The sequence below is a fragment of the Paucibacter sediminis genome, from assembly GCF_030254645.1.
GTDB lineage: Bacteria > Pseudomonadota > Gammaproteobacteria > Burkholderiales > Burkholderiaceae_C > Paucibacter_B > Paucibacter_B sediminis.
The window spans coordinates 2,272,002-2,285,098 of sequence record NZ_CP116346.1; the positions used below are offsets into that span (position 1 = coordinate 2,272,002).

The following is a 13,097-nucleotide window of genomic DNA, read 5'->3' on the forward strand; positions in this document are numbered from 1 at the left end:
CACCTTGGCGTCGGTGCATGCAGTCTCGGCAATGCGGTGCCCGCTCACATCGCCCGAAGGAGCCATGGCCCGCCCGGCGCGGTGGGCCATGACAGATGGCACCGTGGCTTCAGTCGTCCCGGTCAGTCATCCATCAGGCAGCGCAGCGGCACGGGTTGCAGCGGCGCGCGCGTGCCCCGCCCGCCACTGGCCTCGGGCCAGCCCAGCAGGGTCTGCGTGATGGGCCCGCAGATGCGGCCCTGGCAGGCGCCCATGCCGCAGCGCGTCTGCAGCTTGGCGTCGCGCCATTGCGGCCAGGCCTTGAGAGCGCCCAGGCTGACATCCTCGCAGCGGCAGATCAGGGTCTTGGCATCGGCCAGCTGCAGCAGCTCGGGGCGCAGCGCGAAGCCGCTGGCGAGCCGTCGCGCAAAGGCGAGCTGGCCGGCATGCCGACGCGCATAGGGCTTGAGCCCCTGGCCCAGCATCGCCGCGGCCGCCATGGCGCCCTCCAGGCTGGCCTTGTCCACGCCGCCGATGCCGGTGCATTCGCCGGCGGCGAACACCCCCGGCAGCGAGGTCTGCAGCTTTGCGCCCACGGCGATGGCGCCATCCTGCAGGGCGCAGCCCAGCAGCTCGGCCAGCTCGGTATTGGGCAGGAGGCCGAAGCCCACACCCAGCGCGTCGCAGGGCTCGGCCCATTCGCGCTGGCCATCCGTCAGCAGCACGGCCTCGAGCTTGTTCTCGCCCAGCGCGCGCAGCGGCCAGCAGCCCGGGGCGTAGGGCAGGCCGCGCAAGCGCCAGCCCAGGCCCAGGGCCTGCGCCATCTTGCCCAGCGGCAGACCGGCGGCAAAGCGGGCCAGCGCGCCGCGCGGCGCCTGCTCGTAGATGCCCAGCAGCCGGGCGCCGGCGGCGCGCAGGCTGGCGGCGCTGGCCAGCAGCAGCGGGCCCGAACCGGCCAGCAGCACGCGCCGGCCGGCGATCGGCCAACCGCCCTTCACCAGGGCTTGCAGGCCGCCCGCGCCATGCACGCCGGGCAGGGTCCAGCCGGGGAAGGGCAGCATGCGCTCGCGCGCGCCCAGCGCCAGCAGCAGCTGCGGTGCGCGCACGCGCAGCGTTTGCTGGCCGGCCGCGTCGTGCAGCAGCAGCTCGTGCGGGCTCTCGGCCGCCACCACCGCATGGCCGGGCAGCATGCTGAGCCGGGGGTGCTGGCGCAGCGTATCGACCTGGGGCAGGGCAGCACCGCGCCAGATCTGGCCGCCCGGGCGCGGCTGGTTGTCGACCCAGATCACGCTGCGCCCGGCCGGCAGCAGGTGGCTCACGGCCGCGATGCCGGCCGGCCCGGCGCCCACCACGATGGCATCGGCCTGCAGATGCTTGGTCATGCCAGGGTCTCCACCAGCATGCCCTCGACCGCCAGGCTCATGCAGGCGAGGCGCTCGGGCTGGCCATCGATGCGCACGCGGCATTCCTGGCAGACGCCCATGCCGCAAAAAGCCTGGCGCGGCTGGCCGCTGAGCGAGCGGCGCGTGGCCCCATGGCCGGCATGCGCCAGCGCGGCGGCCACCGTCACACCCGCGGGCACCTCGGCCTCGATACCGTTGATGATGATCTTCATGCGACGAACCTTGCCGGGGCATAGGGTGCCGGGCTCAGCGCTGGCGCGCGGCCCAGGCTCAGATCGGCCAGCAACTCGGCGCTGGCCAGCGAGGTGGTGATGCCCAGACCCTCGTGCCCGGTGGCCAGCCACACGCGCGCCAGCTCGGGGTGCGCGCCGATGAGCGGCTGACCATCGGCGCTGGCCGGCCGGATGCCGCTCCAGCAGCGCAACAGGCTCAGCTCGGGCAGGCCGGGCAGATAGCCGGCCGCGCATTGCAGCATGCGGCGCAGCATCGCCAGGTCCAGCGGCGCATCGCTGCGGCCGACCTGGCGCGAGGAGCCGATCAGCAGCTGGCCGCCGGGGCGCGGCTGCACATTGAAGGACACCGTGTCCTCGTGCGCCAGATGCGCCTTCTTGATATAGCCCAGCTCCACCAGCTGATGGCTTACCGCCGCGGGCGCGCGCTGGGTGATGGCCAACTGGCCCTTCTTGGGCAGCAGGCAGCCGGGCGGCAGAAAGCGCTGGCTGGCCAGGCCCGCGCACAGCACCACCATGGCGCCCCACAGCGTGCGGCCGTCGGCCAGGCGCAGGCTCGCGCCGTCGATGGCCGTGACCTCGCCGCGTATCAGCTGCACCTTGGCCTGCTGCAGCCAGGCGGCCGCTACCTTGGGCGGGTAGACGCGCGCATCGCCCGCCACGCGCAGGGCGCCGGCCAGGCCCGGTCGCAGCTGGGGCTCCAGGCGCGCCAGCGCGGCGGCGTCGAGCAGTTCAGCGGGCAGGCCCCGCGCCGTGAGCCAGGCGCACTTGCGCTCGGCCAGGGCGAGCTCCTCGGCGTCGGCGGCGATCCACAGCGTGCCGCAGCGCTCATGCTCGGCCAGCTCGGCATGGGCCGGCGATTCATCCAGCCAGTCCTGCCACAGCCGCAGCGAGCGCTGCGAGAGCTGGAACTCGCTGGCGTCGCCGCCATCCTCGGCGTCGACCACCAGCAGATGGCCCATGGATGCGGCGGTGGCGCCGCCGCCCAGCGCGGCGCGCTCGACCACCGCCACGCTCAAGCCCTGGCGCGCGTATTCGCGTGCGCAGGCGGCGCCGACGATGCCGCCGCCGACGATGAGGACGTCTGCCGATCTCACCGCTGCGTGATGCCCCAGGCGAACGGGTCGCCGGGCTGGAACACCAGGGTCGCGTCCAGATTCACATGGGCACGGCCGGTGATCGTCGGCAAGACCTGACCCTCAGCGCCGGCCTGCTTGGAAACTTGATAAGAGGCCTCGAACACGCTGCCGATCACGCTTTCCTGCAGCCACAGCGCGCCCGGTGCCAGCTTGCCGTCGGCCGCCAGGCAGGCCACCTTGGCGCTGGTGCCGGTGCCGCAGGGCGAGCGGTCGTAGGCCTTGCCGGGGCACAGCACGAAGCTGCGGCCCTGGTGGCCAGCCTGCAGGGCGGGGCCGATCAGCTCGATGTGGTCGATCTCGGCGCCATCGGCGCCGCCGATTCCCTGGGCCGTGAGGGCCTGGCGCATGGCCCAGGAAAATTCGGTGAGACGCTCGGCATGCGCCAGGGTCAGCTCGAGGCCATGGTCCTCGCACAGGAAGAACCAGTTGCCGCCCCAGGCCACGTCGCCATGGAAGACCCGCCCGCCCAGCTCGACCGGCACGCGCTTGGCCAGGCGATAGGCCGGCACATTGGCGATGCTGACGCGGCCGTCGGCGTGCAACTCGGCACTGATGCGGCCCACCGGGGTCTCGATCTTGTGCACGCCGGGCTTGATGCGGCCCAGGTAGGCCAGCGTGGCGATCAGGCCGATGCTGCCATGGCCGCACATGCCGAGGTAGCCGACGTTGTTGAAGAAGATCACGCCGGCCGCGCTGTCGGGCAGCTCCGGCTCGCACAGCAGCGCACCCACCATCACATCCGAGCCGCGCGGCTCGTTGACGAGGGCGCTGCGCCAGGCGTCGTGATCGTTCTTGAAGCGCTGCAGCCGCTCGGCCATGCTGCCCCGGCCCAGCTCGGGCCCGCCGGAGACGACGGTGCGCGTGGGCTCGCCGCCGGTATGGGAATCGATGATGCGGGTGGGCAGGGCAGGGCTCATGGTCTCTTGCTACTCAATCACTCATTCAATCACTTGCTGCGCGAACTGGCGCAGATAGTCCAGCAGGGCGTCGCTGGCGGCCGCGGCCTCCTCGCCCTTGCCGGCCGCGATGGCGCGCGCCAGCAGCAGGTGGCAGCGCGCACCTTCGCCGATGTCGCCCTGGTGCTGATAGGCGTACCAGAAGCGCCGGCACTGGATCACCATCGGGATCACCGCGGCCACCGCGAAGGGGTTGCGGCAGGCCGCGTGGTTGACGCGGTCCAGCGCCTGGTCGGCCTGCATATAGGCGGCCAGATCGCCGCGCTTGGCGGCGTCCAGCATGTCCTGCGCGCATTGCACCAGGGCCTCGCGCTGCGGCGGCGTGGCGCGGCGCGCCGAGCTGGTGGCGATCAGGCGCTCCAGCGCACGGCGCGCTTCCAGCAGATCGAGATGCTCGGCCAGCAGGATGTCGCTCACCAGCAGGCCGCGCCGCGGCAGCTGCACGATCAGGCCGTTCGCCACCAGGCGCATCAAGGCCTCGCGCGTGGGCGTGCGGCCCAGGCCGGTGCGCTCGATCAGGTCCGCCTCGACGATGGGCGCGCCCGGCTTCAACACCAGGGTGGCGATCATCGATTCGATGGCGTCGTAGGCCTGGTCGGCATAGCGGCGCTTGTCGGCTTCGGGGGCCATGTCGTCGGATTTCACGGCCGGCCTGGTGGCGACCTTGCTGGCGGCTTTGCTGGGGGCCTTGGCGGCGGGGGCTTTCTTGGGGACGGCTTTGGCGTTCATGCCGCGATCATCGCAGCAGCGGGGCCCGGCCCCGCTGCGGGCAAACGCGCAAGCTGGTGCTCAGAACAGGGCGTGCAGGTCCGGGCGGGTGTCCAGGCCGCGCTGGATGATGGCCTGCACGCGCTCGCGCTCGGCGCCCACCAGGGGCAGACGCGGGCGGCGCACATGCTCGTTGCCCACGCCGGCCATGGCCTCGGCCAGCTTGATGTTCTGCACCAGCTTGGCGGAGACATCCAGGTGCAGCAGCGGCATGAACCATTGGTAGAGCTTGAGCGCCTCGTCGTAGCGCTTGGCACGGATCAGCTTGTACATGGCCACGGTCTCGGCCGGGAAGGCATCGCACAGGCCGGCCAGCAGGCCGTCGCAGCCCAGCACCAGGCCTTCGAAGCTGAGGTCATCCACGCCGATGAAGAGCTGGTAGCGGTTGCCCACCACATTGCGCAGGTCGGTGATGCGGCGGATGTTGTCGGTGGACTCCTTGATCGCCACCAGCCAGGGGCAGTCGGCCAGCTCGGCGAAGTCCTCGGGCCTCAGATCGACGCGGTAGGACACCGGGTTGTTGTAGACCATGGTGGGCAGGGCGGCGGCATTGGCCACGGTGCGCACATTGGCCATGGCCTCGCGGGTATCGGCCGGGTAGAGCACGGCCGGCATCAGCATCAGGCCCTGCACGCCCAGCTTGGCGCAGCCCTCCACATACTTGAGCGCCTGGCGCGTGCTGGTCTCGGACACATTGGCCAGCACTGGCACCCGGCCGCGGGCCACGCGCAGGGCGGTGGCGGCCACTTCCAGCTTTTCTTCCAACGTCAGGGTGCTGGCCTCGCCCAGCGAACCGCCGGTCACCAGGCCGTCCACGCCGTTGGCGATCTGGAACTCGAAGTGGCGCTCCATCTCGGCGATGTCGAGCTCTTCGTTGGCGGTGAACTTGGTGGTGACGGCGGGGAACACACCGGTCCAGCGGGGCAGGTTGACAGCGCTCATGAGGCAGCCTTTGAAAGCGAGTTAATATATTTGGAGAATATTTCTTGAAAGAGAGCTTGTCAACCCCAGCTTGGATCGCGGGTGCGGCAATCGCCGCCTCACTTACAATCCGCGGTTCTTCCGCCCGTATCAGTCTGGGCGGACCTAGTCCAAAGGGATATCGACGTGTTTATTTCGAATGCATATGCGCAAGCGGCCCCGGCTGCCGCGGCCGGTGGCGACCTGATGAGCCAGCTGGGTGGCATGCTGCCCCTGGTGCTGATGTTCGTGGTGCTGTACTTCGTGATGATTCGTCCGCAGATGAAGCGTCAGAAGGAGCACAAGGCCATGATCGACGCGCTGGCCAAGGGCGACGAGATCGTCACCTCCGGCGGTCTGCTGGGCAAGGTCAGCAAGCTGGGCGAGACCATCGTCAGCCTGGAAGTGGCCAACGGCGTGGAACTGCAGGTGCAGCGCTCGGCCGTGGTGCAGGTGCTGCCCAAGGGCACGGTCAAGTAAGACCGGCCGGCCCGCCGCTTGCGGGCCTCTTGTTGAATTGAATTCTCCCAGCCCGGCCCATGCCAGACATGGTGCCGGGCTTTATTCAGAGGCGTACCAGCCTGGTGCGCCCATCGGCCTCCCGAGGATGCCCTCATGAATCGTTATCCGTTGTGGAAGTACGCGCTGCTGCTGGTCGCGCTGCTGATCGGATTGGTCTACACCCTGCCGAATCTGTTCGGCGAGGCTCCGGCCGTGCAGGTCTCCAGCGCCAAGGTCACCGTCAAGGTGGACGCCGCGCTGAGCAGCCGCATCGAGCAGGCGCTCAAGGATGCCGGCATCCAGCCGGACTTCGTGCAGCTGGAGGGCAACTCGGTGCGCGCCCGCTTCACCGACCCCGATGTGCAGATCAAGGCCAAGGACGCGATCAGCAAGGCGCTCAACGCCGACCCGGCCGAGCCCACCTATATCGTGGCGCTGAACCTGGTGTCGCGCTCGCCCAAGTGGCTGGCGAGCCTGCATGCCTTCCCGATGTACCTGGGCCTGGACCTGCGCGGCGGCGTGCACTTCCTGATGCAGGTGGATATGAAGGCCGCACTCACCAAGAAGGCCGAGGCCCTCACCGGTGATCTGCGCACGCTCTTGCGCGACAAGGGTATCCGCCACGCCGGCATCAGCCGCGACGGCAACAGCGTGATCGTCAACTTCCGCGAGGCCGAGCTGCGCGACAAGGCGGCCGTGCTGCTGCGCGAGCAGCTGGCCGACGTGGAGTGGACCCCGCTGGGCGCGGGCAGCGAGCTGCAGCTTTCGGGCGCGCTCAAGCCCAAGGCGATGGTGGCGGTGCAGGAGGCTGCGCTGCGCCAGAACATCACCACCCTGCACAACCGCGTGAACGAGCTGGCCGTGTCCGAGCCGGTGATCCAGCAGCAGGGCCTGGACCGCGTGGTGGTGCAGCTGCCCGGCGTGCAGGACACCGCCAAGGCCAAGGACATCATCGGCCGCACCGCGACGCTGGAACTGCGCATGGTGGATGACAGCACCGAGGCCCAGGCGGCCGCGGTGGGCAGCGCCCCCGTGCCCTTCGGCACCGAGCGCTTCACCGAGCGCGGCGGCGCGCCGCTGATCGTGAAGCGCCAGGTGGTGCTGACCGGCGACAACCTGAGCGATGCCCAGCCCGGCTTCGACGAGCACCAGCAGCCCGCCGTGCACCTGACCGTGGATGCCAAGGGCGCGCGCATCATCAAGGATGTCTCGCGCGAGAACATCGGCAAGCGCATGGCCATCATCCTGTTCGAGAAGGGCAAGGGCGAGGTGCTGACGGCGCCGTCGATCCGCGGCGAGCTGGGCAACCGCTTCCAGATCTCGGGCGCGATGACCACGCAGGAAGCGGCCGACACGGCCCTGCTGCTGCGCGCCGGCTCGCTGGCCGCGCCCATGACCATCATCGAAGAGCGCACCATCGGCCCCAGCCTGGGCAAGGAAAACATCGACAAGGGCATCCACAGCGTGATCTGGGGCTTTGCCGCGGTGGCGCTGTTCATGTGCCTCTACTACATGCTGTTCGGCGTGTTCTCGACGCTGGCGCTGGGTTTCAACCTGCTGCTGCTGGTGGCGGTGCTGTCGATGCTGCAGGCCACGCTCTCGCTGCCGGGCATTGCCGCCATTGCGCTGGTGCTGGGCATGGCGATCGACTCGAACGTGCTGATCAACGAGCGCGTGCGCGAGGAGTTGCGCGGCGGTGCCTCGCCCCAGGTGGCCATCAATGCCGGCTATGAGCGCGCCTTCGCGACCATCCTGGACTCCAACGTCACCACGTTGATCGCCGGCATCGCCCTGCTGGCCTTCGGTTCGGGCCCGGTGAAGGGCTTTGCGGTGGTGCATTGCCTGGGCATCCTGACCTCCATGTTCTCCTCGGTGATGTTCTCGCGCGCCCTGGTCAACCTCTGGTACGGCGGCAAGAAGAAGCTCAAGTCGGTGTCGATCGGGCAGGTGTGGAAGCCTGCCGCTGAGCCCGGCACCACGGACGCCCCGCAGGCCTAAGAAAGCGAATCATGGAACTCTTCCGTATCAAGCGGGACATCCCGTTCATGAAGCACGCGTTGGTCTTCAACGCGATCTCCTTCCTGACCTTTGCCGCTGCCGTGTTCTTCCTGATCACGCGCGGCCTGCACTTCTCCATCGAGTTCACCGGCGGCGCGGTGGTCGAGGTCGAATACTCGCATCCGGCCGAGATCCTCAAGACCCGCGAGCACATCGAGTCGCTGGGTTTTGGCGAGGTGCAGGTGCAGAACTTCGGCACCTCGCGCGACGTGCTGATCCGCCTGCCGCTGCGCGGCGACATCAAGCAGGATGTGCTGGTGGACCGCGTCTTTGGCGAACTCTGCAAGGTCGAGGGCGGCAGCATCTCGCAACGCCAGGGTGTTACCGAACAGGGCGAGACCGTCAGCAAGCAGATCTGCGCCAAGGCCGATGGCGCCGAGCCGGTGAAGCTCTCGCGCAGCGAGGTGGTGGGCCCCTCGGTGGGCGCCGAGCTGGCCGCCGATGCGGCCAAGGCCCTGGCCGTGACCGTGGTGGGCATCATGATCTACCTGGCCTTCCGCTTCGAGTGGAAGTTCGCGCTGGCCGGCATCATCGCCAACCTGCACGACGTGGTCATCATCCTGGGCTTCTTTGCCTTCTTTCAATGGGAGTTCTCGCTGCCGGTGCTGGCGGCGGTGCTGGCGGTGCTGGGCTATTCGGTGAACGAGTCGGTGGTGATCTTCGACCGGGTGCGCGAGGCCTTCCGCAAATACCGCAAGCTCACCACCCATGAAGTGATCGATCACGCCATCACCTCGACCATGAGCCGCACCATCATCACCCATGGTTGCACCCAGCTGATGGTGTTGTCGATGCTGATCTTCGGCGGCCAGACCCTGCACTATTTCGCGGTGGCGCTGACCATCGGCATCCTGTTCGGCATCTATTCGTCGGTGTTCGTGGCCGCCGCCATCGCGATGTGGCTGGGCGTCAAGCGCGAGGATCTGGTGAAGGTGCCGCTCAACAAGGAAGATCCGGACGACCCGAACGCCGGGGCGCTGGTGTAGAGTGATCCGCAGAGAACTCCCGCCACTTTCCTGATTCAATGACCCCGACCGCCGACGCCCGTTCCAAAGCCCTGGCTACGCAAGCGCGGCGCGTCTATCTGGACGCCCTCGTGCGCGGCGCGGCGCATGTCGCCAAGGCGCTCGGCGAGGCGGCCCACCAACTGTTGATGCAGCCCGCGGAGTACGCCCTGCAGGTGGTGCGCCGCGATGCGGTGAATGCCTGGCAGCGCCAGGGGCCGGCCTGGCAGAGCGGTTTCGTCAGCGGCCTGCGCCACGCCGCGGTCTATGGCGTGGCCGAGCCCAAGGGCGGGGCGGGCGGCATCGGCAGCATGCCCACGAACACCGGCGCACAGGCGCTCAGCCTGGTGGACGACCTCACCATCGAACGCGAGATCACCGGCTCGCGCCTGGTGCTGGCGATGATGGACAAGGCGTCCTGGGAGTACACCGACCTGCGCACCCGCATGCAGGCGCTGGAGCACAGCGAGGACCTGCCGCCGCATGATCTGCTGCGCGCACAAGTGATTTCGCGCGTGGTGCTGGAGGCCTGGCTGCGCGCCGGCCTGGGCCCTTCGGAATGGCAGCTGCTGCAGCCCTGCCTGCATGAGGAGCTGGGCCTGCTGCTCAGCGAGGCCTATCACGAGACGAATCGCTGGCTGGTGGCCCAGCGGGTCATGCCCGAGGTGGACCTGCGGCCCTTCATACGCCGCACCCGCGGTGCGGCGGGTGAGGGGCCGAGCTCGGGTTTCGGTGCCAGCGGCCCCGGCAATGCTTACGCCCACACGGCTCCGGGCGGTCGCGGGCCTGCGCCGCCGGCGCAGGGCGCGGCGGTACGCAGCCAGTCCGCCACCCAGGCCGAGGAGGTGCTGGCGCAGCTGCAGCGCGTGCTGGCGCGCAATGTGCCGGACATGCTGCCGCGTGCCGCCGCCGCGGTGAGCGCCGCGAGCGCGGGTGCGCCCCGCAGCGCCAGTGCGCCGATGCCGGCGCCGGCAATGGTGACGGTGTCGGCCCGCCTCAGCGCCGCCATCAACCATGCGCAGGACGCGCTGCAACGCCGCCCCATGCCGGCCGAGAGCGCCAAGGCCACCGCACCGCAGGTGCTGGACGACCTGAAGGCGCGCAACCAGGCCTTCAAGCAGGTGCTCAAACAGGCGGCCGACACGCCGGCCGAGCGCGCCACCATCGAGGTGGTGGCCCTGCTGTTCCAGAGCATCCTCACCGAGGAGCGTATTCCGGCCTCGGTGCGCGTCTGGTTTGCGCGCCTGCAGATGCCGGTGCTGCGCGTGGCCGTTTCCGAACCCGATTTCTTCGCCACCACCGACCATCCGGCGCGCCGCCTGATCGACCGCATGGGCGCCTGCGTGATGGGCTTCAATGCCGCGCAGGGCGATGTGGGCGATGCGCTGGAGCGCGAGATCAAGCGCGTGGTGCAGGTGGTCGAAGCCTACCCCGACACCGGCCGGCGCGTGTTCCAGACCGTGCTGACCGAGTTCGAGAAATTCCTCGCGCATTACTTCGAGCAGGAGAACCAGGCCTCGGTGAAGGGTGTCTCGCTGGCGCAGCAGGTCGAGCAACGCGAGACCATGGCGATCCAGTACACCATCGAGCTGCGCAAGATGCTCAACGAGGTGCCGGTGCAGGATGGCGTGCGCGAATTCCTGTTCCAGGTCTGGGCCGATGTGCTGGCCGTCAGCGGGGTGCGCAACGGGCCGCAGTCCGAGAACACCAAGCTGATGAAGCGCGCGGCCGCGGACCTGATCTGGTCGGCCAGCGCCAAGGTGTCGCGCGAGGAGCGGGCCGAGGTGATACGCCGCCTGCCGCCCCTGCTCAAGACCCTGCGCGATGGCATGAGCCATGCGGGCCTCGGCAGCGACAAGCAGGATCAGCACATCCGCGCCCTCAACAATGCCCTGGCCGCCGCCTTCACCGCCAAGACCGCGGCGATACCGCGCGAGCGTCTGGACGATCTGATGGGTCAGCTGGAGGCACTGGAGGCCATGCTGCCCGAGGGCGAGGGCGAGCTCAACGAGTCGCTGGTGCGCGATCTCTCCAGCCATGAGACCGAAGACCTGGAAGTGGTGGCCGAGGGCGGTTCCATGCCCACGCCGGCGATGCTGGCCTGGGCCCATGAGTTGCAGGTGGGCGGCTGGTACATGCTGGACTACCGAGGCCGCAACGATGCGGTGCAGCTGGCCTGGCGCGGCGTGCGCCACGGCCTCACGCTGTTCGTCTCACCCAAGGGGCGCGGTGTGCTGTTCCAGCTGAATCGCCTGGCGGCCTTCCTGCAGGCCGGTCTGCTGCTGCCGGCCCAGGACGAGGCCCTGACGGTGCGCGCCACGCGCAATGCGCTCGCCAAGCTGGACGTGGATCCGAGCCGCCTGGTGAATTGATCGCCCGGCGGGCTAGTGAATGAGGCGGTCTTCGGGGGCGACGAAGAGTTCGTCCAGGATCAGCGCATCGGGCTCCTCGCCCAGGCTCCAGAACACCATCAGCACGATGATCTTCAGGTCCTCCAGGTCCATCGGCGCACCGGGGATGGCCATCGCGCGGTCGATCACCATCTCGCGCATCGGCGGCGGCAGCACGCCGGCCGAAGCCAGGAAGCTGATGAAGCCCACCGAGGCCTCGCCCAGATGGTCCAGCTCGTCGACCGAGTAGACGCGCATGCTCGTGACGCCCTGTTCGCCCTGGTAGGACTCGGCCGCATGGGCCAGCCCGTCCAGCCAGGACAGCGCCTCCTGGATCTCATCGGTCTCGAAGCCTACGGCCGACAACTTGCGCGTCAGCTGGGCGTGGTCCGGGCAAGCGTCCGGGCGCCAATAGGTTTCGTAGAGGTAGACGAGGACGTCAAACATGGGCGCACTATAACCCAGGGCTCCCAAGCCTCCGGCGCGCAAAGGGGGCTGAAAACGGGCTTGAATTGGGGTTGCCGGCGCGCCATCCGGTCAGATTTCAGGGCCGCTTTCAGGTCCACTTTCAGGCCTGTGCACGGCGCTGAAACAAGGCGCCCGGCAGGCGTGCCACCGCCCCGGTGAGCTCGAGGTCCAGCAGCAGGGCACTCAGCTGGGCGGCGCTCCAGCCGCCGCGCGCCATCAACGCATCCAGCGACACCGGGTCATAGCCCATCGCCTCCAGCACCAGACCGGGCTCGTCCAAGGCGGCGCGCGGCGCCGGCAGGGGTGCTGCCGCCGTCGCCGCGCGGTGGCGGGTGCTGGGCTCCAGCGCGTCCAGCACCTCCTGCGCGTTCTCCACCAGCGCCGCGCCCTGGCGCAGCAGGGCATGGCAGCCCTGGCTGAGCGGCGAGTGGATCGAGCCGGGGATGGCAAAGACCTCGCGGCCGGCCTCACTGGCCAGGCGTGCCGTGATCAGCGAGCCCGATTGCAGCGCGGCCTCCACCACCAGGCAGCCGCGCGCGAGCCCGGCGATGATGCGGTTGCGGCGCGGGAAGTTGGCTGCCAGGGCCGGCATGCCCAGGGCGTATTCGCTCACCAGCAGGCCCTGCTCGCTGAGCCGTTCGGCCAGGGCCTCGTGGCGGCGCGGGTAGATCTCGTGCAGTCCGGTGCCCAGCACCGCGATGCTGCTGCCAATCCCCTTCAGCCCGCCCTCATGGGCGGCGCCGTCGATGCCCAGGGCCAGGCCCGAGACGATGCAGTAACCCGCCTCGCTCAGCGCAGCGGCGAAGTGCAGGGCGTTGTCGCGGCCCTGGTGCGAGGGATGGCGGCTGCCGACCACGGCCACCGCGTCGCTGCCCAGCAGCGCGCGCCGGCCCTGCAGATAGAGCAGCAACGGCGGATCGGGGCTGTTCAGCAGGGGCAGGGGATAGTCGGCGTCGCCCAGGCAGAGCAGGCTGCGGCGCGCGTCGGCGGCCAGCCAGGCCAGCGTCCGCGCCAGCAACTCAGGCAGCTGCGGCAGCGGCTGTTGCAGCGCCTTCACCAGCTCGGGCCGGATTAATGCGCCCCAGGCTGGCGGCCCGGCCGCCAGCACCGCCTGGGGGCTGCCCAGGCTGGCGAGCAGGCGACGCACGCCTGCCAGGCCCAGGCCGGGGGTTTCCAGCAACTGCAGCCAGGCGCTCAGCTCATCGCGGTCCATGGTGGCGACGCGATGTGCGCGCAAGCGC

Annotated in this window: 12 protein-coding genes; 4 read left to right on the forward strand and 8 right to left on the reverse strand. The window is 69.5% G+C overall.

What is annotated here, in order from left to right; genetic code table 11:
- Positions 1-122: 122 nt before the first annotated feature.
- The 6 genes from PFX98_RS10465 to PFX98_RS10490 form a co-directional block, all read right to left on the reverse strand.
- A complete protein-coding gene (locus PFX98_RS10465) occupies positions 123-1,361 on the reverse strand; it encodes an NAD(P)/FAD-dependent oxidoreductase (RefSeq protein WP_285235138.1) in 1,239 nt (412 codons plus the stop codon).
- Entirely contained in the window at positions 1,358-1,594 is a 237-nt protein-coding gene (locus tag PFX98_RS10470) for a 2Fe-2S iron-sulfur cluster-binding protein (protein ID WP_285235139.1), read from the reverse strand. Before PFX98_RS10470 ends, PFX98_RS10465 begins: the two co-directional genes overlap by 4 nt.
- Complete coding sequence (locus PFX98_RS10475; RefSeq protein WP_285235140.1) at positions 1,591-2,709, reverse strand: NAD(P)/FAD-dependent oxidoreductase; 1,119 nt, start codon at positions 2,707-2,709, stop codon at positions 1,591-1,593. The genes PFX98_RS10470 and PFX98_RS10475 overlap by 4 nt, the downstream gene beginning before the upstream one ends.
- Complete coding sequence (locus tag PFX98_RS10480; RefSeq protein ID WP_285235141.1) at positions 2,706-3,668, reverse strand: proline racemase family protein; 963 nt, start codon at positions 3,666-3,668, stop codon at positions 2,706-2,708. The genes PFX98_RS10475 and PFX98_RS10480 overlap by 4 nt, the downstream gene beginning before the upstream one ends.
- A 21-nt stretch (positions 3,669-3,689) precedes the next feature.
- Positions 3,690-4,337 (reverse strand): GntR family transcriptional regulator, encoded by a 648-nt coding sequence (locus PFX98_RS10485; protein WP_285235568.1) that lies wholly within the window; start codon positions 4,335-4,337, stop codon positions 3,690-3,692.
- 159 nt (positions 4,338-4,496) lie between these two features.
- Positions 4,497-5,417 carry a dihydrodipicolinate synthase family protein gene (locus PFX98_RS10490; protein ID WP_285235142.1) on the reverse strand — a complete coding sequence of 307 codons (921 nt, stop codon included), beginning with the start codon at positions 5,415-5,417 and terminating at the stop codon, positions 4,497-4,499.
- Between the two features lie 165 nt (positions 5,418-5,582).
- On the opposite strand from PFX98_RS10490, the gene yajC reads away from it, so the two are divergent.
- The 4 genes from yajC (at position 5,583) to PFX98_RS10510 (ending at position 11,370) form a co-directional block, all read left to right on the forward strand.
- Positions 5,583-5,915: a preprotein translocase subunit YajC gene (gene yajC / locus PFX98_RS10495; protein WP_285235143.1), complete on the forward strand. Its 333-nt coding sequence runs from the start codon at positions 5,583-5,585 to the stop codon at positions 5,913-5,915.
- A gap of 135 nt (positions 5,916-6,050) precedes the next feature.
- Positions 6,051-7,934, forward strand: coding sequence for a protein translocase subunit SecD (secD, locus tag PFX98_RS10500; protein ID WP_285235144.1), 1,884 nt, complete (start codon positions 6,051-6,053; stop codon positions 7,932-7,934).
- An 11-nt stretch (positions 7,935-7,945) separates the two neighbouring features.
- Positions 7,946-8,980 (forward strand): protein translocase subunit SecF, encoded by a 1,035-nt coding sequence (gene secF / locus PFX98_RS10505; protein ID WP_285235145.1) that lies wholly within the window; start codon positions 7,946-7,948, stop codon positions 8,978-8,980.
- Between the two features lie 38 nt (positions 8,981-9,018).
- Positions 9,019-11,370: a DUF1631 family protein gene (locus tag PFX98_RS10510; RefSeq protein WP_285235146.1), complete on the forward strand. Its 2,352-nt coding sequence runs from the start codon at positions 9,019-9,021 to the stop codon at positions 11,368-11,370.
- Between the two features lie 12 nt (positions 11,371-11,382).
- On the opposite strand, the gene PFX98_RS10515 is transcribed toward PFX98_RS10510, so the two are convergent.
- Entirely contained in the window at positions 11,383-11,835 is a 453-nt protein-coding gene (locus tag PFX98_RS10515; protein WP_285235147.1) for a Smg family protein, read from the reverse strand.
- Between the two features lie 121 nt (positions 11,836-11,956).
- Positions 11,957-13,069, reverse strand: coding sequence for a DNA-processing protein DprA (dprA, locus tag PFX98_RS10520; RefSeq protein WP_285235148.1), 1,113 nt, complete (start codon positions 13,067-13,069; stop codon positions 11,957-11,959).
- Positions 13,070-13,097 lie beyond the last annotated feature (28 nt).